The following is a 19,918-nucleotide window of genomic DNA, read 5'->3' as shown; positions in this document are numbered from 1 at the left end:
TAAGGGCGTTTTTCGATTATTTAACTACTAATTCTATAGATTTTACTAACACTGACCTCGTTCGTTCCGTTATCAGCGTATGAACAACATAACGCTTATGAAACGGGACATCAACGTAAACCTGCTCCGGTTTGTCGCGCTGCTGGCGCTGGCCATAATTGGCTTATTAGCCAGTTGTACTAGTAACGATACGACTACCGTAACGTCGACTATCAAGGCCACAACGAGCCTGATAGACACCACCGGCAAGGCTATTGGCACGGCCACCTTTACCGAAGAAACCCCCGGACTGGTCACCATGGTGGTGAGCGTGACGGGCTTGAAGGCCGGGCAGCACGGTATTCACTTCCATATGGTGGGCAAAGCCGAACCAAGCACCAAATTCATGTCGGCAGGTGAGCATTTTAACCCCGACAATAAAAAACACGGCCTGCAAAGCCCCACCGGCGCGCACAACGGCGACCTGCCCAACCTGGTGGTAAACGCGCAGGGCGTGGGTAGCCTGACCACCGCCACCGACCGTATCACGCTAGGCACGGGCACCAAATCGGTCTTCGACACCGACGGCACGGCCATCATCATCCACGCCAACGCCGACGACCAGCTAACTGACCCCTCCGGCAACAGTGGCGGCCGCATCGCCGCAGGCGTACTGACGAGGAATTGATTTTTAATGAACAATGTATAATGAACAATGTACAATGGGTGTACGCCAGCGTAAATGCTCTAGCATAAGCTCATTGTACATTGTTCATTATACATTATTCATTAAATGATCCTCCTCCTCACGCCGCCGTTTACGCAGTTGAATACCCCCTACCCGGCTACGGCGTATTTGGTGGGGTATCTGAAAACGTTGCCCTGGCCGGGTGGTGGGCTCCAGGTGCGGCAGGCCGATCTGGGTATCGAAACCATTCTGGCCCTTTTTTCGGTGGCCGGGCTTTCGGCGCTTTTTGAGGAAGTAGACAAGGCTGTTTTGGGCGGTACGGTGCTGTCTGATAATAGTTTACGCATGGTTCGTCTGCGCGAAGACTACCTGGCGACCATTGGCCCGACAATCCGGTTTTTGCAGCATAAAAACCCCACCTTGGCCCACGCCATTGCCACGCGGAGCTACCTGCCCGAAGCAAACCGCTTTGCCGAACTCGACGACCTGGAGTGGGCTTTTGGCACGATGGGCTTGCAGGACAAAGCCCGCCACCTGGCCACGCTCTACCTCGAAGACCTCAGCGACCTGATTGTGGAGGCGATCGACCCGCACTTTGGCTTTAGTCGCTACGCCGAACGTCTGGGCCGTTCTGCTGCCCATTTCGATGAACTGTACCAAGCCCTTCACCAGCCCAAGACGTTGATTGGTAAGCTGCTGCTCCAGTTGCTGGATCAGAAAATGGCGACCTGTAATCCCGATGGATTACCGCCCGATTTGGTATGTTTGTCGGTGCCGTTTCCGGGTAATCTGTTTGGTGCGTTGCTGTGTGGGCAGTACATCAAAACCCATTACCCCGGCGTACGGGTGGTTATGGGCGGCGGCTACCCCAACACCGAACTCCGCACCCTGGCCGAACCCCGCCTGTTCGATTTCCTCGATTTCGTTAGCCTCGACGACGGCGAAGCCCCCCTCCGCTCCCTGCTCGAATACCTCCACGGCGACCGGCCCATCGGCCAGCTCAAACGTACGTTCTACCGCAACGCTGAGGGTCGCGTGATCTTCGGCAACGGAGCCATTGAAAAGGATGTGGCGCAGCGCGACGTAGGCACGCCCAGCTACGCCGACCTACCCCTGGGCGACTACCTGTCGGTAATTGAAGTAACCAACCCCATGCACCGGCTCTGGAGCGACGGCCGCTGGAACAAGCTCACCCTGGCCCACGGCTGCTATTGGGGCAAGTGCTCGTTCTGCGACATCTCGCTCGACTATATCGCTCGGTATGAACCCGTTACGGCCAACCTCCTCTGCGACCGCATCGAAGTCCTAATTGCCGAAACGGGGCAGAACGGCTTTCATTTCGTGGACGAAGCCGCCCCGCCCGCCCTCATGCGCGATCTGGCGCTGGAGATCCTGCGCCGCCGCCTCACGGTGGTCTGGTGGACCAATATCCGGTTCGAATCGGCCTTTACAGCCGATCTGTGTCAGCTGCTGAAATTGTCGGGTTGCATTGCCGTATCGGGTGGGCTGGAGGTGGCTTCGGACCGGCTGCTGGAGAAGATGAAAAAGGGCGTGACAGTGGCGCAGGTGGCCCGCGTGGCTGAGCATTTCACGGCGGCGGACATCATGGTACACGCCTATTTGATGTACGGTTTTCCGACGCAGACCACTCAGGAAACGATTGATTCGCTGGAGATGGTGCGGCAGCTTTTCGCCGCTGGCGTGGTGCAATCGGGCTTTTGGCACCGCTTTGCCATGACCGCCCACAGCCCCGTTGGCCTCCACCCCGCCCTCTTCGACGTTACCCGCATCGACCCCGTTGGGGCCGTAGATGGCCTTGGTCCCTTTGCCAATAATGACCTCGACCACCACGACCCGCAGGGAGCCAACCATGACCTCTTTGCCGAAGGTCTGCGCAAGTCGCTGTTCAATTTCATGCACGGCGTAGGGCTGGATTTCCCGCTCAACAGCTGGTTTGACTTCACCATCCCCGCCACCACCATTCCGAAGCGCTTCATTGAACGCGCCGTTTCTGAACCCGACGACAAGGCCCCGCGCAGCAACGCCCTGGTAGTCTGGCCAGGCCGGAAACCTGATATAGAACTAGTTACGCAGGGATACGGCAAGCGCAAAACGCAACAAGCTGAGCTACTCCTGGCCCGCCGACAGGATGACCTAGTTGTCGATATGCCCGTTGGGCTAGGTGAATGGCTTGTGACGATGTGGCCCAAACTCAGCACGCAAGCCCCCGCCCCCCTCACCTTTGCCCAGTTCCGCACCGACTTCGAGCAAGCCAACCTCGGCCTCTTCACCGAATTCCTAGCCTCCGAAACCTGGTCTGACTGCCGCGAAGCGGGGTTATTGGTGGTGTAGTTAGTAAGCGGTCAGCAACTACTTGGTAAGTAGTAGGAAGCTAATTAGCTTGCAAGCACATAATCAACGGTAAGGGTATATCAAAACAAGCTAACAGCCAGGGCAATACGACAAATGGTTAGTCCGAAGCACCAGATAGATATCACGACAGCTTTTAGCGAAAAAATAGAAAGCTCATTTGCAGCTCTTTTACCCTATGGACGACAGAAAAATGTTAGCAAAGGCACTTTTATAGTAGAAAAAAACGAGTTGTGTAGCAAACTGTTCCTTGTTCAGGATGGCGTTTTCAGAACATACAGAGAAACAAATGATGTAGAATATACCACAGGTTTTTCTTTTAGAGGTGATTTCGATACCTCGCCATTCTCATTTTACTATGGCTTACCTGCTACTGAAACTATTGAAGCTATCACTAACGCAACAATTTTAGTGATCGACAGGCAAGATTTTTGGAACGTTACACGCAACAATATTGATTTTCAGAAGGGGGTCTATTTATTATTAGCAGGCTACATAGAGCTATTGGAAAACCGACTTCATGAGAACAGGAGTATGACAGCTGAAGAACGATACATACACTTAAAAGCAACTCAACCAGAAGAAATAAAAAAAATACCGTTACATTTTATTGCCTCTTACCTTGGTATTACAAAAGAGAGATTAAGTAGAATAAGAAAAAAGATAGCCTGAATTGACTTAGGTCAAAAATGACTTCAATAACGCTCAGCACATTTGTATCTCAAGGTAAAGAAGAGATACGATGACTACATGGCTAACTTCTTTTTTGTTCATGGTCGTGCTATGCTACGAAAGCAACGCCCAGGCCACAATAGATAACAAGACCCAATTTCATTCTCGAAGTTTTGGCGTACAGGGAGGGCTTTCTTTGTTAGAAAATCCTTTCGTGCTGTACCCAATCGTGGGTTTATCCTATTCGCAGACTGCTTTAGGATTCAGAAGGCATCAGCTAGCTATTTTTTCTCAACTAGACGTAATAATGTTGCCAACCATTGAAACAAAATTTTTGTTTTCTACTTCGTTACAATACAAGTACATATCGAAAAAAAGGTTTGAGTCAGCTATTTTTTTGGGGTTGAACTACCAACTCAGAAAACTTGCATACGATAATTATCAATTCGAAGATAACGTATTAAAAAACAAAGGAAGTTACTTGCATCAAATCGGACCGATAGCAGGCATCAATATTGGATATAAACTAATCAAGAAAAAAAATTACTCAGTTAGTCCTTTCTTTGGTGTTTCAATGATAAAATTAAATAAGAGTTACAAACCAGGTGTATTGAGTGGGTACAAACCAAATTTTACTTTTGGTTTATTTTTAAACAAATAAGAAGATGAAAAACTCCATATACCTGCTGTTAATTTGCCTGTTTTTGATCACATCCTGCAAAACAGAAGATATCATAATTTCACCGAAACTAATCAGTAATAATCCATTATTATCAGCGACAGATAGTGCCGTAAACAGAGCATTCTTAAAATATCAATCTGATCTTAATACTGTCGGTGTTTCCATCGGCTTATATAAAAATAAGAAAAGCAGTTTTTATGGTTACGGCGAATCAAAACTGGGTAATGGAATTGCACCGGACAGAAACACTTTTTTTGAAATTGGCTCAATCACTAAAACCTTTACCTGCATAACAGCGATGAACATGCTGTTGGAAAAAGGCCAAACTATTGATAACCCAATTCGTCCTTACCTTCCCATTGATCTGCCAACGCTAGCCAGAGATGGCGTCGAAGTAAACTTCAAGCACTTAATGACACATACATCGGGACTTTCGTACTTTCCTGATAATTTTGGTGTCGGCTATTATACAGGACATATTGGGGAGGAATTTGCCAAGTATGATAGAGATAAGCTGTTCACTTGGTTGCTTAATACGCCACTGAGATCAAAACCATTTACAACATGGGAGTACTCCAATGGCGCTATGGGTCTGCTAGGAACGCTTTTAGAAATAAATTATGGCAAAGAGTATGGTACTGTTCTGAAAGAAAAGCTATTAGTGCCTCTTCAGCTCACTGATACTAAAACTGACATGAACGAAACAGATATGAGCAGGTGGTCTAAGGGTTACAGTAATGGAAAAGAAGTGGCTTACTGGAATTCGCTTAACGCTATGAATGGGGCTGGTGTGATTAAATCGACGGCGTCTGACATGATTAAGTACGGGTTAGCTAATTTGAATCCGCCTAACACACCCTTGGGTGATGCAATCACAAGAACGCAACAGGTAACATTTCTACCATTCACAGAAGCTGGTAGAATAAAGATCAATGGTCGGCTCGGTTGGTTTCAGTGTATTCATAAGGATTTGCCCAATGAAACATTTATTTGGCACAATGGTGGTACAGGGGGATATAGTTCGGATATGTTCATTAACAAAGCCAAGGGCAGTATACTTGTTGTACTCTATAATACAGACAAAGGAACACAAGCCAGAGAAGACTTTATGTTAGCTTTACTAAAAATTATGAGCAATTAAAATTAATATAAAACTTACAGAGCTATGCAATACCAGGCAAAATCAATAAGAGCATTTATCGGGGCGAAGGACTTCGGAGTATCAAGGAGTTTTTATACCGATTTAGGTTTTCAGGAATCGGTCATTTCTGCAACTATGTCTTACTTTAGGATATCCGATACGTTGGGCTTCTATTTACAGGACGCCTACGTGGCAGACTGGGTAGACAATACGATGCTGTTTCTTGAGGTGGAGGACGTTGAGCACTATTACAACGTGTTAAAAGCCCTTGACCTGCCAGGTAAATACAACGGTGTTAGACTGCTGCCTATACGTAACGAAACATGGGGCAGCGAATGCTTTCTGCACGACCCGTCGGGCATATTATGGCATATTGGCGCGTTCAACAAATGAGGTAGCTTACAAGCCTAGCCTTGCCAATCTATGATTAAAACCAAAAAACAACTTATACTACCTCCAAAAAATATATTCTTAGTTGATGCACTGGGTGCGTTGATTACTACGCTTTTCTTGTCCACGGTTTTGAGCACATTTAATGAATACGTCGGCATACCTAAAACAATACTGATGTACCTCTCTGTTGTTTCAGCCATAGTTTGTTTCTATTCATTCACGTGCTTTTTTGTCCTAAAAGCCAATTGGCAACCTTTTCTGAAAAGTGTTGCTCTGGTCAATTCCCTTTACTGTTGCCTGACAGTGAGTCTCTTATTCTATTTTCACGAAAGCCTTACCAGCTTGGGACTCACCTACTTCTTAGCCGAACTAGTGGCCATAGGTGGACTTGTTTTTTTTGAGCTAAAAACGTTGCATACCCAACAGGACAAGTAAAACGTATAAGCCCGGTAAAGGGTGTCCCGTCGATAGAGAGTTAGCTGGCAGGTTAAACGAAACGGGCGAGGTGCCTGTTTCTTCGATACCTTGCCAAACCAATGAGGTGCTGGACAGGGCTACCCAGGTCCCGCTCGTTTAAACAACCTCTCTCATCAACATGAACTACTACAATTCCATTGTCGATACCATTGGCAACACGCCGCTGGTGAAACTCAACAAAGTCACCAAGGGCATCCGCGGTACGGTGCTGGCCAAAGTCGAATATTTCAATCCGGGTAACTCGGTGAAAGACCGCATTGCAGTGCGCATGATCGACGATGCCGAGGCGGCGGGGCTGATCAAACCGGGCGGGACCATCATTGAAGGCACCAGCGGCAACACGGGCATGGGCCTGGCGCTGGCGGCCATCGGCAAGGGCTACAAGTGCATCTTCACCATGGCCGACAAGCAGTCGCAGGAGAAGATCGACATCCTGCGGGCGGTGGGTGCTGAGGTGGTGGTTTGTCCCACTAACGTCACGCCCGACGACCCCCGCTCCTACTATTCGGTGGCTCAGCGGCTGGCCCGCGAGATTCCTAACTCGCTGTACCCCAATCAGTACGACAATATGTCGAACACGGCGGCGCACTATGCTACCACTGGTCCTGAAATCTGGCGCGACACCGACGGACTCATCACACACTTCGCGGCGGGCGTGGGAACGGGCGGCACCATCTGCGGCACGAGCAAGTTTTTGAAAGAGCAAAACCCCGGCGTTATCTCGGTAGGGATCGACACGTACGGCTCCGTTTTCAAGAAATACAAAGAGACAGGCGTGTTTGACGAAGGCGAGATTTACCCCTACCTAACCGAGGGCATTGGCGAAGATATTTTGCCCAAAAACGTCGATTTCAGCCTCATAGACCACTTTGTGAAGGTTACTGACAAAGACGCGGCGATTATGACCCGGCGGCTGGCGCGGGAAGAAGGCCTGTTTGTGGGCTGGTCGTGCGGGTCGGCTACGCACGGGGCGCTGGAGTGGGCGAAGGAGCATTTGCAGGAAGAAGACGTCATGATCATCCTGCTCCCCGACCACGGCACGCGCTACCTCGGCAAGGTCTACAACGACACCTGGATGAAGGACCACGGCTTTCTGGAGTCGCGGCAGTTTGCCACGGCGCGCGACATTGTGCGGTCGCAAAACGGGCGGGCTACCAACGGGGCCAGTTCACTCACTACCGTAGAAAAAGGCATGACCGTGAGCAAGGCCATTCAACTGCTCAACCAGCAGGGCATCTCGCAAATGCCCGTCACCGACGCCACCGGCCACATTGTCGGCAGCCTTACCGACTCGACCATCCTGAGCCGCCTCATCGACGACCCCAGCGTGAAAGATCAGGCTGTGGAGACGGTGATGGACAAACCCTTCAAATTTGTTGGCTTAGACAATACCCTCGACGTACTTTCGTCGCTTATTGACCGCGACAACAAAGCCCTGCTCGTCCGCGATGAGCACGACCACATTCACGTCATCACCCAAGCCGACTTGTTAGCGGCGGTAACAGCATAAAGGACGTTGGATGTTGGACATTGGCTATCAGATTTATTCTTATCAGTCCAATGTCCAATATCCAACGTCTACTATCCCCATTTCCATGAAATTCGGAACCAAAGCCATTCACGCGGGGGTACACCCCGACCCGACTACGGGGGCCATTATGACCCCTATTTATCAGACATCGACCTACGTGCAGGAGTCGCCGGGGGTGCATAAGGGGTATGAGTATGCCCGTACGCAAAACCCCACCCGCGATGCATTGCAGGCTAATCTGGCAGCGCTGGAAAACGGCAGACACGGCATCTGCTACGCCTCCGGGCTGGGCGCTACCGACGCCATTCTGAAGCTGTTCAAACCCGGCGACGAAATCATTGCCAGCAGCGATCTCTACGGCGGCACCTACCGGATCATGACCAAAGTCTACGAGCCGTTTGGGATGACATTCCAGTTTGTTTCGCTCGATGACCCCGCCCGGCTGGAGGCGGCCATTACGCCCGCTACCAAGATGGTCTGGATCGAAACGCCGACCAACCCACTGCTGCGCATTGTTGATATTCAGGCAATTGCGGCCATCACGGAGGCACGGGGCATCATGCTCGTGGTGGACAATACGTTTGCGTCGCCCTACCTGCAAAACCCCCTCGACCTGGGGGCCGATATCGTGATTCATTCGGTGACCAAATACATCGGCGGCCACTCAGACACGGTCATGGGTGCGATTATTTGCAACGACGACGACACCGCCGCGCAACTGAAATTTATTCAGAATGCCTGCGGGGCCGTGCCCGGTCCGCAAGACTGTTTTCTGGCCCTGCGCGGCATTAAAACCCTGCACGTCAGGATGCAGCGCCACTGCGAAAACGCGCAGAAGGTGGCCGAATACCTTCAGCAGCACCCCCGCGTGAGCCACGTACATTACCCCGGCCTGCCCAACCATCCCGGCCATGAACTCGCCAAACGGCAGATGCGCGGCTTCGGCGGCATGCTCTCGTTTGAACTCCACGGCGACTCGTACCCAGAGGCCATCAAGGTGATGGAGAGCATCAAACTCTTCGCCCTGGGCGAGTCGCTGGGCGGTGTGGAGTCGCTGTGTACGCACCCCGCCAGCATGACCCACGCCAGCATCCCGAAAGCTGAGCGCGAGAAAAACGGCCTAAAAGACACCCTTATCCGCCTCAGCGTGGGCATCGAAGATGCCGAAGACCTGATTGCCGATCTGGAACAAGCCTTAGCGGCGTAATTATCCTGAAATAGTAGCCTGAGAAGCATAAAATAGATCTGCTTAAAACCCGTTTTACGGGCACAGAAAAGCCGTAGTCCCACACGGGACTACGGCTTTTCTGTGCCCGTAAAACGGGTCGTCTAATTCTTACCTACGTACTTCATGGTCAGGTTTTTATCGCCGTTGTTAACCACGATTTTTAGTTCTGCGGGGTGAATGGTGGCATTGACAAACACCGCCGTCGACTGGGCGGCGAAGTCGAAGCGTTGCTGGTCGCCGGGTTTAAACTGGCCAAGCTGAGTTACGCGGCCGTCGGCCTGCCGTTCGCTGACGGTGACCGGTACGGTGCCAACGTTTTCCACCCTTGCCGTGAAGCCATTCTTGCTGCCCAATTCAAATTCTTTCCCCGGCGGAACCGTGGTGCGCGACATTAACGAACTGCATTGCGTGAGCAGTAGCACAATGGCCACGGCCGAGAGTAGTGTTTTCATGGTCGGTTAACGTTTGTTTTTGTACACTAGCGCCAAAGATTATACCATTGTAGCAAAACAGGCCTAGCGCGCTGTATGCACTGGTTCACCAGCGCCTACCCGTACGATTTCGGACAAGTTGGGCAGTTGGGTTTTTGGGTTGGTGGTTGGCTGACGCAATATTATGCTTGCGTCAGCCAACCACCAACCCAAAAACCCTCACAATTCCAGCGTTCTTAGCTTATGCATGAGCCAATAGTAGTAATCGGGGTAATCACTTCTGAGGCGATGCTCCAGGCGACTGCACACGATTTTGTCCCGCTTGCCACCACCGGCGGCATGGGTGTACTGGCTGGTGGGCAACGTGCCGGGAAAGGCAAACAGCCAGTCGAGGCGTTTACCCAGCCCACCAAAGCAACAGGTTATGTCAACTTGCCGCGCCTGCGCCAGGGTGTAGAATAGCAGCTGCTCATAAATAGTATTGTACAGGTCAAGGCTGGAAATATGCTCCAGCGCCAACAGGTTTCGGTCTACAAACCGAAACGCTTCGGCCGTGTAATCGTTGAAAAAAGCGATGTCCGTACCGCCAATGATGCCCGCGTTGACCGCCGTAAGCATACCTTGGGCCTGAGTGTGAAAACACGGCGAGATATAAGTAAAGCTGGCGTTGATCTGCTCCATCAGTTCGCCATAATGCGCATACCCCACTTCCAGTTGTTGCACGGCAAGGGGTGCGTTCATGATGACCTCGTCGAACGGTTGCCAGATAAACACATCGGCATCGACGTGCAGAAACGGCTCGTCCTGGATACTGTAGGCATACAGCTTCCCCAGTGCCCAAAGGTCGTCGGGGTAGTGGGACATCGATTCCAGGCCTACATTCACGGTCGTGTAGGGCAGTTCCAACTGGTCGATCAGCAGCTTTTTACCGGCTGCATCCGTTACCAGTTCTACCACGTCGTAGTGTTTGCGCAGGTTGAAACAGCTCAGCGCCCAGGCCATGTAATTGTACTTTTTGGCCAGCCACCCATTCGCGTGCTTGTAAAAAACATCGTCGCTGTACTTCTTGGTTGGTTTTGACCAGTAACTCTGCACTATTTTCATGGCTGAATGGAGCTATCGTTTTTACAAGCTACTACGGCACCTTAAATGGAGAAGATGAACGTTTTCTGTATTCCTTATGCAGGCGGTAATAAACACTCGTATTATAAATTTCTGGAATGCCAGCCCGAAGCCATCCAGCTACGTTGTCTAGACCTCCCGGGCCGGGCCAGCCGATTAAACGAGCCGTTATTGGGCTGCGTCGATGACCTGGTCGACGATTTGTATGCCTCTGTCAAACACAATCTGGACCAACCATACGCTATTTACGGGCATAGCATGGGGGCTATCCTGGCTTACTTGCTGGCCCGCCGCATCAATCAACTGGGTCTTCCAGAGCCGGTTGCCCTAATTCTTTCGGGCAGTAAGTCGCCGCGTAGCCGGGGGGCCGCCCCTGAGCGCCCGTTATCCAGCCTGCCCGATTCTGACTTAATCGAGGTGCTGGAGGAGCTGGGCGGTTTCCCAAGCGAATTACTTCGCGACACCGTTTTTCTCGACTTTTATTTTCCCATCATTCGTGCCGACCTTAAAGCACTGGAGGATTACAGGTACAGCGAAAAGCCACCCTTGTCTATTCCTTTTTTTGTGCTGGCTGGCGACAGAGAAAAAATCACGCCCGACGAGCTAAACGCCTGGCAATCAGAAACAACTGCCCCTATTGAAACCGCCCGTTTTTCGGGAGGCCACTTCTTTATCTTCGATCATTGCGAGACCATCCTACGCCTGATCGCCGCTACGAAGCCTGCTTATTCATAAAATCGGCCAGTACGCGTTTTCTGAACCGGGTCACGCCCTGCACCAACTGATGCACCGGGTTGTCTTGACCCGCAGCAGGGTAATTGGCCAGGGCCTGCTCGAAGTTCTCCCACCACAGTCGGAAGGCGTCGTTATAGAGGCTTGGGGCATGGTCGACCTGGCCAAAATCCCAGGGCTTATGTGGTCCCCAGAAATGCAACACCCGAATGGTGCGGGCATTGGCAGGCGTGTTGGCCGTAGGCAGGTGGTAGCCAAACAGGTGGTGGTAGCGGTTCAGGTGCCCCACATACAGGTTGTGCGCATGGTCGAGGTGCAGGTGCGGCAGGGTACTCCATTCGGGAAAATAGCTGTGCAGAAAACCCTGGTCACCTTTGTCGTAGGAAGGGAGTATATCCTTCTGCTGAAGCATATCGGCAAAGAGATCAGCATTGGGTTCTACCACCAGGAAGCCCGAATTCAACGCCAGCCAGTCGGCGTGTTCGGGTAGCATCCCACCCGCGTTGACCGCCGACCAGCCGGGCTTGTTGAACACGTCGTCGAAGTTGGCACACACGAGCATGTCGAGGTCCAGGCTCACCACTTTCTGGTAGTCGGTCAGGCCAAAAACCTGGAGTTTGGTGTAGGTGCGGGCCAGCTCGGCGCTCACCTGCCCGGCGTAGGGGTTCGCCAGGGATTCTACCAGTTTGGTCCTGATGCCGCCCGCCTCAAGGTAGTGGCGTACGTGGGCGCTTACGTCGGGCGTGAGCAGCACCAAATACTTGTGGGTAGCGCCCACGTTTTTAAGCGACTGGTTCATCGCCAGTACCCCCGGCAGGAAGTTGTCGTTGCAAAGCACGGACACGTAGCATTGTTGCATAATAGTCAATTAAGAAATCGCTTGTCGGTGAGGGCCTGGAGAAACACGAGCAGGTCATCAATTTCTTCTTTCGTCATGGGGCGTTCCTGCTTGTACATAGCCTCGTCGACATTGATGCTTTTTGAGAAATGAACCGAGTCGTTATAAAACTCGATTACCTCCCGGAGGCTGCTCACCGAGCCGTCGTGCATGTAGGGGGCCGTGAGGGCAATATTACGCAGGTTAGGCACCTTAAATTTACCCAGGTCGGCACTGTCGCGTGAAATGGCAAACCGCCCCACGTCGTCTTTTCCCATGCGTTTGTATAGCCCAATGTTGGCAAATTTGTCCATGGCAAAATCGCCCTCTATGCCGTGGCACTCCTTGCAGTTGCTGGTCAGGTAGGCGTTTAGCCCCCGCACGGCGGCCTCGCTCATGGCGTCGATGTCGCCGCGTGTGAACCGGTCATAGGCCGAGTCGTAGGTACTCAGCGAGCGCTGAAAGTCGGCCAGGGCTGTGGAGAGGTTGTTTATATCAGGGTCGGCCTGAAACACCGCGTCGAACGCCTTTAGGTAGAACGGGTTCTTTTTCAGCCGCCCCACGATCTTATCCAGGGGCAGATTCATTTCCCGGGAGTTGGTAATGGGGTTGATGGCCTGCTCTTCCAGTGAGCCAACCCGGCCGTCCCAGAAAAAATGCAGTTGCTTACCGGTATACATCACCGAGGGCGTGTTGCGGCTGGTGAAGTTGCCGTTGATACCCACACTCAGGGGCATATTATCGGCAAAAGCAAATTCAGGTTTGTGGCAGGATGCGCAACTCACCTGCTGATTGCCCGACAGGATGGGGTCGAAAAAAAGCAGCTTACCCAGTGCAACAGCTGTAGTGGGCAGCGGTTCAGAAGTGGGCACCGGTAGCGATGTTCTGGCGGCCGTCAGCACCAGCACAAGTGCGGCAACGCCGACACAGGTTAACGAAGAAGATGGCATACGTTGGCGGTTTTTCTGTGGTTGGTCATTGGTCATTCGTGCGGTCCGACGGGTCGGCTGGATACGACCAATGACTGATTACATAGCGCTTCAATAAGCTGAACACTTTTATCGAAATCATCACTGTTGACTACCCGTTGCCGCATTGTGTCCATGCGCTGCCGGTAGGTGGGGTTGGTGAGGACCTCGGCTACGTGGCTGGCAAGCTGCGTGGTGCTGTCGCGGCGGATGTTGCCCTGCACCCCCAGCCCGTGATACACGGCCCGGGCCGCGTTGCCCGGCTGGTCGAAGTTGGTACTCAGCGGATAGACCACCACCGGCACCCCGAAATAGATGCATTCGGTCAGGGAGTTCATGCCCCCGTGAGTAATCATCAGAGTGGCCAGGGGCAGGATCTCCAGCTGCGGGATGGCCTTCAGGAGATAAATGTTGCCCGGCAACGACGCGTGGTCATACGTGGGGGCGAACGGCCCCGCCACCAGCACCAGGGTCAGGTCGGGGCGGGCGCGGAACACCTCGATCACTTTATGGTAAAAATCGCCACAACGGCGGTACTGGTAGTGGCTCAGCGTGCCCAGCGAGCAGTACACCACTGGCTTTGCCTCTGCCCCGTGCTGCTGTTGTAGGGTGGCCAGCTTACCCGCCCAGGCCGGATCGACGAATGATTCGCGCCGGTGCAGGTCTACGGCGGGGCTGACGTAGTGCTGGTTAGGCCGCGGCGTTCGGGGAAAGTCAAACTCGCGGGGCGAGGTAATAAATTCGGGGAGGTTAGTGAACCCCACGTGCAACGCCCGGCTGGAGTTATAGCTCTGGTTGAGGGGAAAACCGGTCTGCGCGGCAATCTTTTTCAGCAACGGGTAGTCGCGCATTCGTTTGTCGATGCCCGAAAACCAGACCTTATCGCGGAGGTAGTCAACCAGGTTTTTGGCAAAATAAGCCAGCCACGATGCCTCGGCCAGGAGGTAATGTCCCGGCGTTTTTCCAAAGGGCAGCGCCGTGGTAAACACCGGCACGTAGGGGTCTTTGTCGAGCGACACACAGGTCTGGATGATGGCCAGCGGAATGCGGTACTTGTAGAGCAGCACGCTGTTGCAGACAAAGTCAGTATCGAGCATGACCAGGTCGGGGCGGAGTTGAGCCACCAGGTCGTCATAGAGCGTGCCATCGAGGATAAACTCGTTCACGCGCCGGATGTAGCCCAGTTGCCGGAAGAGGGCCTTGCCGCGCTGCCATAGGCTGGTGCCCGGCTTGGGAGGTGGCTCTGGTGCCGGAAACCGATCCATGGCTACCCGCACCACCTCGAACCCCTGCGCCAGAATACTGGCTTTTATAAACGGCAGCGTTTCCACATACAGCACCCGGTGCCCCCTGGCTTGCAGGGTCCGGGCCAGCTTATAGGTAGCGTTGTGGTGGCTGAGCGCGTGGCAAACGGCGAATAGAATGGTCATGGGATAGACAACTCATTTATGCTGGTTGAAGAGCCAGGTGAAGAGAGCGGGGGTTTCGGTGAGGCGGTACCAGCAGCGGTGACCGGCATTATCGATTCGGCTGTATTTCATGTTCAGGTTGCCCTTCTGGAGATTGGCGAGCATGACCTGCGCCAGCGTGGGCGAAATCTGCTCGTCGCTGTCGCCGCTGACTACCCAGAGGGGAATATGCCGGATGGTTTCGGCGCGATCGGGGGTAATTTCGTAGAAAGCTGATACGGGCACGGCGGCAGCCACTTTTTCCGGATAACGCGTTACCACGTCCCAGGCAGCGGCAGCACCCCAGTCGAGGCCAATGACGTAGATCCGGCTGGTGTCTACCATACCGCTGATTTCCAGCTGCTCTACGATGTTCATAGACAGGTGAATGGGCCAGGATATACTCCGAATACGGCTTTGCGGCACCCACGACACCCCAGGGGGCAACAATGGCATGAGCAGCACGGCCGGAAACTGACTACGAAACGCCTCGGTAGCCATATACCAGGCCATGTCGCGCATGGCCTGCTTGGGACTGCTGCCCGGCTCCAGGGTGGGATGGAACAACAGGATGAGCGGGTACTTTTTGGCAGGGTCGAACTGCCGGGGTTTGATGAGGCAGTAGGTCAGCGAGTCATTCCGAAGCCGGTAGGTATGAAACTCATGCAGCGAATCGGCCTCATAAAGCAGGTCATAGTCGTTACTGACAGCTTTGTTGCCGCCGCTGACCCAGCCAACATGTTGGGTTACCTCCAGGCGGTTGTTGGTGAGCACGACTTTCTGAGCCGGGTCTGCAATAGCCTGATTACCAGTGGACACCTGCACGTAGGTATCGGTAATGGCTACGTTGTTGCTCTGCACGGCAATGCCGGTATGGTCGGTGAAGATGAACTGGGCCTGGCTGCCGTCCAGGATCATGCCGTCGTCGAGGAGGTAGCCATGCTGCCGAAAATTGTCGGTGGTGGCATCGTTGAGGCGGCAGTTGGCCACCACGCAGCGGCACCCCGCACCGATGGTCATGTTGGCGCCAGTTTTCAGCGGCCAGCGTTGCCAGTCGCGGCCCCGGCTGCGCTGCGTGGGGGTCGGAATGAGCGGGTCGGGCAGGGCGGCGTTGTTTTGCCGGATACCCAGCAGGAGCATACTGGCCTGACTGTCTGCTTTAGTAGCGCCACGAGTCGGGCTGGCAGCGCAGTCAATCACTGCCCGGTTAATGTCCAGGTTCACCAGCCCACTCCGCTCCTGCTGTGCCACCGTGGCATAGATCCCTTTGAACCCCGTGGCGCCGGGCGCACCCATTTTACCCTCTTTTCTGGGCGTATAGGCCGGAAACTCAAATTTGGTGGGAGGACTAAACTGGTCTGACAGCGCACTGGATTCGCTCCGGGGGGTGGCTCCCCGCAACACCACCCCGCCCGGTAGCCGCAGGTCGTAGCCCAGGGTGTAGGTTCCGGCCGGGAAATACAATACGCCGCCACCCCGTGCCGCCAGCCCCAGCATGGCTTGCTGCAGCCGTGCCGAATCGACCAGGTTGCGCGGCCCCAGCAGGCTGTCTACGTCGCGGGCATTGACCACCTGGCTCCAGCGAATAGCACCCGTCCAGTGATGGACGGCAGCATAGCGAGTCTGGTACGGATTGTCGGTGGGCACCTGCGAAAAAGCAACGGTGGTGACCAGCCACGTAGCCAGTATCAGGCTCAGGTTTTTCAGGGTAGTCATAGGGAGACGTTGGCTGTTATTCATAAATCATACACCGTGATGGCTTCTGATGGCGCCTTGGCAGGCGTAGTGCGTTGCCGGATGAGGTCGGCAAGCTGCCGGACACTGGGGTAGCTGAAAACGTCCTGAATCTGCACCACGGCGGGAAAAGCTCGGTGCAGGAGCCTGACCGATTCGATAACGCTGAGCGAGTTGAATCCGGCGTCGAACAGGTTATCGCCCAGGCCAAACAACTGGCCGGGGATGACTTCCTGGAAAAGCTGCATCACTACCCGCTCTTCGTCGTTTCTGAACAGGTGCTGCGTCGGGAGGAACGCCACGGGCTGGGTGACAGGTGGGGGAAACGACTTCGTATCGATTTTACCATTGACCGTAACGGGAAACCGTTCCAGGCAGATGATCCGGTCGGGCTGCATGTGGTCGGGCAGTTTTTTGTGCAGAAAAGTCTTCAGATTGGTGGGCAGGAAATCGGGGCGGGGTACTACGTAGGCCACCAGCAACTTCTGGCCCGACGGCTCGGTGTGGAGCAGCGTACGGACATCGCTCAGGTCCGCAAAGGCGAGACAAGCGTGATCAATCTCACTTAACTCAATGCGGTACCCTCTGATTTTCACCTGGTTATCACGGCGCGACATGTAGACCAGGCTGCCATCGTCCTGCCACTTACCCAAATCACCCGACGCGTAGAGGCGCTCTCCGGACACGTAGGGATTCTCGATGAAGCGTTCGGCGGTGAGGGCGGGGCGGTTCAGGTAGCCCCGGCTTACGCCCGCGCCCCCTACCATCAGCTCGCCCACCACCCCCACCGGCACCAGCTGCCTTTGGGCGTCCATGAGGTAGACTTTCAGCGTGGGTATGGGCGTGCCGATGTTGCTGATACCCGCCGCCATGTCGGCCGGGCCAATGCGTTTGTAGGTCACGTGCACGGTGGTTTCGGTGATGCCGTACATGTTCACCAACGCCACCTGCGGGTACTGTTCGTGCCAGCCCACCAGGGTGGCGGGTGTCAGGGCCTCGCCGCCGAAGATCACGTACCGCAGCAACAGCGGGGGTAGCTCGGCCCGGCCCAGCACTTCCTGCGCTACCAAGCCAAACAGGGTGGGCACCTGGTTCAGCACCGTAACACCCTCGGCCACCAGCAGATCCACCAGCCGGGCGGGGTCCTGCACCGTGTGCCGGGGAGCCACCACCAGCTTACCGCCAAACAGCAGGGCACCAAAGATTTCCCAGACCGAAAAGTCGAAGCAGACGGAGTGAAACAGCACCCACACGTCGTTGGCGTTGAAATCGAACAGGGGGCGGTCGTTGACGAACAGGCGCACCACGTTACGGTGTTCCACCAGCACCCCCTTGGGCTGGCCCGTCGACCCCGACGTGTAGATGATGTAGGCCAGGTCAGCGGGCTGATTCACCGCAACGGGGTTGTGCGTGGGCTGCCCGGCAAGGGTCTGTGCCCACGGCTGAAGGTCCACCACGGCGCAGCCGTCGGGCACACAGGCAGCGGTGGCGGGGGGCAGGCTACCATTGGTGATCACCGCAACCGCCGCCGCGTCGTGCAGGGTAAAGCCAATGCGTTCCGTGGGGTAGTCAGGGTCAATGGGGACGTAGGCGGCACCAGCTTTCAATACCCCCAACAAGGCCACCACCAGGTATTCGGAGCGATCCATGAGCATGGCCACGTGGTCTTCCGGGCCAACGCCATGTACAGAGCGGAGGTAATGCGCCAGCTGGTTGGCCCGCTCGTTTAACTCTTTGTAAGTAAGCCGGTTATGCTCAAAAACAAGCGCTGTGTGGTTGGGCGTGGCCAGCACCTGGGCGTCAAACAACGCCCCGACCGTCTGGTGGTGCGGGTAGTTGGCATCGGTTTGGTTGACGGCAACCAGCAGATGATGGCGTTCGTGGTCGGTGAGGTAATCCAGTTCGCACACGGGCCGTCGGGGGTGGCAGACTACCTGTTGCATCAGGCCCTGGAAGTGGTCCATCAGGCGGCGGATACGCGGTTCGCTGAAGCGATCAGTGTTGTAATTGACCAGCAGTTCCACCCCTGCCACCGACTCGAACACACTGATTGTCAGGTCGAATTTGCTGGTCTGGTTGTCCAGAAAGTAATCGGTCACCACCAGCCCGGAAAGTGCGGTTTCGGCGGTAGGTTCGGTGAAGCGCTGGTACATGAGCATCACATCGAACAGGGCGGGCAGCGGGCCGGTGGCGGTGGCCGTCAGGTCGTCCAGCAGCACGTCGAAGGGGTAGTTTTGGTGGGCGAAGGCGGCGAGGGTGTTGGTTCGCACCCGGTGCAGGATGGTGGCAAAGTCTTCGGCCCCGTCCAGCTGGGTACGCAGAGCCAGCGTGTTGATGTAGAACCCAATCTGGTTCTGAAGCTCAGTCTGTTCGCGGCCAGCCACCGGCGTGCCCACCACCAGGTCGGTTTGGCCGGTATAGCGGTAGAGCAGCACGTTGAGCGTAGCCAGCAGGCCCATGAAAAAGCTGGCTTCGTGGCTGATACACAGCGCATTAAAATTACTGACGATACCCGCGTCTACCGGCATTTTCAGACTTGCCCCCCGAAAGGTCCGTCCCCTGGCTTTTGGAAAATCAGTGGGCAGTTCCAGCACCGGAGTGCCATCGGCGAAGGTCTGTTGCCAGTATTGCTTATGCTGCGCCTGACCGGGCGACGTCAAGCCGCCCAGTTGCCAGTGGGCGTAGTCTTTGTAGTGGATGGGCAGCGGAGGCAGCGGCTGGGCAGCGGCGCCAATTTGGGTGTTATACAGGGCACTCAGTTCCCGCATCAGCACCTCCACCGACGTACCATCGGCGATGATATGGTGCAGGGTTAACACCAGCAGGTGTTCGTTGAGTTGTTGCCGAAGCAGCGTTACCCGCAGCAACGGCCCTTTTTCCAGGTCAAATGCCCTCTGTGCTTCCGTCTGTAGCCAGTCGGGCAGAGCATTAGGGTTGGGCAGGTCAACCTGTTCCAGCGCGGCAATGCCGTGATCGGCTACCTGCTGCCGGGGCTCACCATCAACGACCAAAAATGTGGTTCGCAGGCTCTCGTGGCGGGCCACTACCCCCGTCAACGCCGCTGCCAGTGCCGCCACGTGCAGCCGACCGCTGAGCTGGTAGGCCCCAATGATGTTGTAGGCCTGCCGGGCACCGGGGTACTGGTCCAGAATCCACATCCGCCGCTGGGCACTCGACAGGGGGTAGTGAGCCTGCCGTGCCACCGGCACAATGGTTGGTGTTCCGCCAGTCTGTGCCGCCCGCAGGAAGTCGATGAGGGCCGTTTTATGCGTCCGCACGGCATCCAGCAGCGCAGGCGGAATGCCGGTGGCCGGTTGCAGGGCCAGCCGGTCGTTGACCACCCGCACCTGTATCTGGGCGGCACGAAGCGCATGAATCAGTTCAGGAATGGTCATGGGGGGGGGTGGTCGTTACGCTGCGCTGTCATTCAGTAGCCATTCAATTG

The 19,918-nt window shown here is 54.7% G+C and carries 16 protein-coding genes; 9 read left to right on the top strand and 7 right to left on the bottom strand.

Annotated features, from left to right (window positions below):
- The first annotated feature begins 97 nt into the window (after positions 1-97).
- The 8 genes from J2I48_RS10760 (at position 98) to J2I48_RS10725 (ending at position 9,140) form a co-directional block, all read left to right on the top strand.
- Positions 98-667 (top strand): superoxide dismutase family protein, encoded by a 570-nt coding sequence (locus J2I48_RS10760; RefSeq protein ID WP_207335450.1) that lies wholly within the window; start codon positions 98-100, stop codon positions 665-667.
- A gap of 105 nt (positions 668-772) precedes the next feature.
- Complete coding sequence (locus J2I48_RS10755) at positions 773-3,019, top strand: B12-binding domain-containing radical SAM protein (protein ID WP_207335449.1); 2,247 nt, start codon at positions 773-775, stop codon at positions 3,017-3,019.
- 114 nt (positions 3,020-3,133) lie between these two features.
- Positions 3,134-3,709, top strand: coding sequence for a Crp/Fnr family transcriptional regulator (locus J2I48_RS10750; RefSeq protein WP_207335448.1), 576 nt, complete (start codon positions 3,134-3,136; stop codon positions 3,707-3,709).
- A gap of 70 nt (positions 3,710-3,779) precedes the next feature.
- Positions 3,780-4,370, top strand: coding sequence for a hypothetical protein (locus tag J2I48_RS10745; protein ID WP_207335447.1), 591 nt, complete (start codon positions 3,780-3,782; stop codon positions 4,368-4,370).
- A 4-nt stretch (positions 4,371-4,374) separates the two neighbouring features.
- A complete protein-coding gene (locus tag J2I48_RS10740) occupies positions 4,375-5,532 on the top strand; it encodes a serine hydrolase domain-containing protein (RefSeq protein ID WP_207335446.1) in 1,158 nt (385 codons plus the stop codon).
- A 24-nt stretch (positions 5,533-5,556) separates the two neighbouring features.
- Positions 5,557-5,925, top strand: coding sequence for a VOC family protein (locus J2I48_RS10735; protein WP_207335445.1), 369 nt, complete (start codon positions 5,557-5,559; stop codon positions 5,923-5,925).
- A 595-nt stretch (positions 5,926-6,520) separates the two neighbouring features.
- A complete protein-coding gene (locus J2I48_RS10730; protein ID WP_207335444.1) occupies positions 6,521-7,912 on the top strand; it encodes a cystathionine beta-synthase in 1,392 nt (463 codons plus the stop codon).
- A gap of 85 nt (positions 7,913-7,997) precedes the next feature.
- Positions 7,998-9,140, top strand: a complete 1,143-nt coding sequence (locus J2I48_RS10725) for a cystathionine gamma-synthase (protein ID WP_207335443.1) — start codon at positions 7,998-8,000, stop codon at positions 9,138-9,140.
- 122 nt (positions 9,141-9,262) lie between these two features.
- On the opposite strand, the gene J2I48_RS10720 is transcribed toward J2I48_RS10725, so the two are convergent.
- Both J2I48_RS10720 and J2I48_RS10715 read right to left on the bottom strand, forming a co-directional pair.
- Positions 9,263-9,613 (bottom strand): hypothetical protein, encoded by a 351-nt coding sequence (locus J2I48_RS10720; RefSeq protein ID WP_207335442.1) that lies wholly within the window; start codon positions 9,611-9,613, stop codon positions 9,263-9,265.
- A gap of 198 nt (positions 9,614-9,811) precedes the next feature.
- A complete protein-coding gene (locus tag J2I48_RS10715; RefSeq protein WP_207335441.1) occupies positions 9,812-10,696 on the bottom strand; it encodes a DUF6734 family protein in 885 nt (294 codons plus the stop codon).
- 54 nt (positions 10,697-10,750) lie between these two features.
- Here J2I48_RS10715 and J2I48_RS10710 point away from each other — a divergent pair, with 54 nt between their 5' ends.
- Positions 10,751-11,449, top strand: coding sequence for a thioesterase II family protein (locus J2I48_RS10710; RefSeq protein ID WP_207335440.1), 699 nt, complete (start codon positions 10,751-10,753; stop codon positions 11,447-11,449).
- Here J2I48_RS10710 and J2I48_RS10705 read toward each other — a convergent pair.
- From J2I48_RS10705 to J2I48_RS10685, 5 genes are read right to left on the bottom strand one after another with little or no spacing between them, the layout of a single operon-like run.
- Positions 11,427-12,305: a glycosyltransferase family protein gene (locus J2I48_RS10705; RefSeq protein WP_207335439.1), complete on the bottom strand. Its 879-nt coding sequence runs from the start codon at positions 12,303-12,305 to the stop codon at positions 11,427-11,429. The two genes, J2I48_RS10710 and J2I48_RS10705, sit on opposite strands and share 23 nt — an antisense overlap.
- Before the next feature lie 5 nt (positions 12,306-12,310).
- Entirely contained in the window at positions 12,311-13,273 is a 963-nt protein-coding gene (locus J2I48_RS10700) for a cytochrome-c peroxidase (protein ID WP_207335438.1), read from the bottom strand.
- 32 nt (positions 13,274-13,305) lie between these two features.
- Positions 13,306-14,721, bottom strand: a complete 1,416-nt coding sequence (locus J2I48_RS10695) for a nucleotide disphospho-sugar-binding domain-containing protein (protein WP_207335437.1) — start codon at positions 14,719-14,721, stop codon at positions 13,306-13,308.
- Positions 14,722-14,733: 12 nt separating this feature from the next.
- Positions 14,734-16,455, bottom strand: a complete 1,722-nt coding sequence (locus tag J2I48_RS10690) for a dienelactone hydrolase family protein (protein ID WP_207335436.1) — start codon at positions 16,453-16,455, stop codon at positions 14,734-14,736.
- Positions 16,456-16,475: 20 nt separating this feature from the next.
- Positions 16,476-19,868 (bottom strand): non-ribosomal peptide synthetase, encoded by a 3,393-nt coding sequence (locus J2I48_RS10685; RefSeq protein WP_207335435.1) that lies wholly within the window; start codon positions 19,866-19,868, stop codon positions 16,476-16,478.
- Between the last annotated feature and the right edge of the window lie 50 nt (positions 19,869-19,918).

Origin of the sequence: Fibrella aquatilis, assembly GCF_017353255.1 — a bacterium.
GTDB classification, from domain to species: domain Bacteria; phylum Bacteroidota; class Bacteroidia; order Cytophagales; family Spirosomataceae; genus Fibrella; species Fibrella aquatilis.
This window is presented reverse-complemented; position numbering and strand designations above follow the sequence as displayed.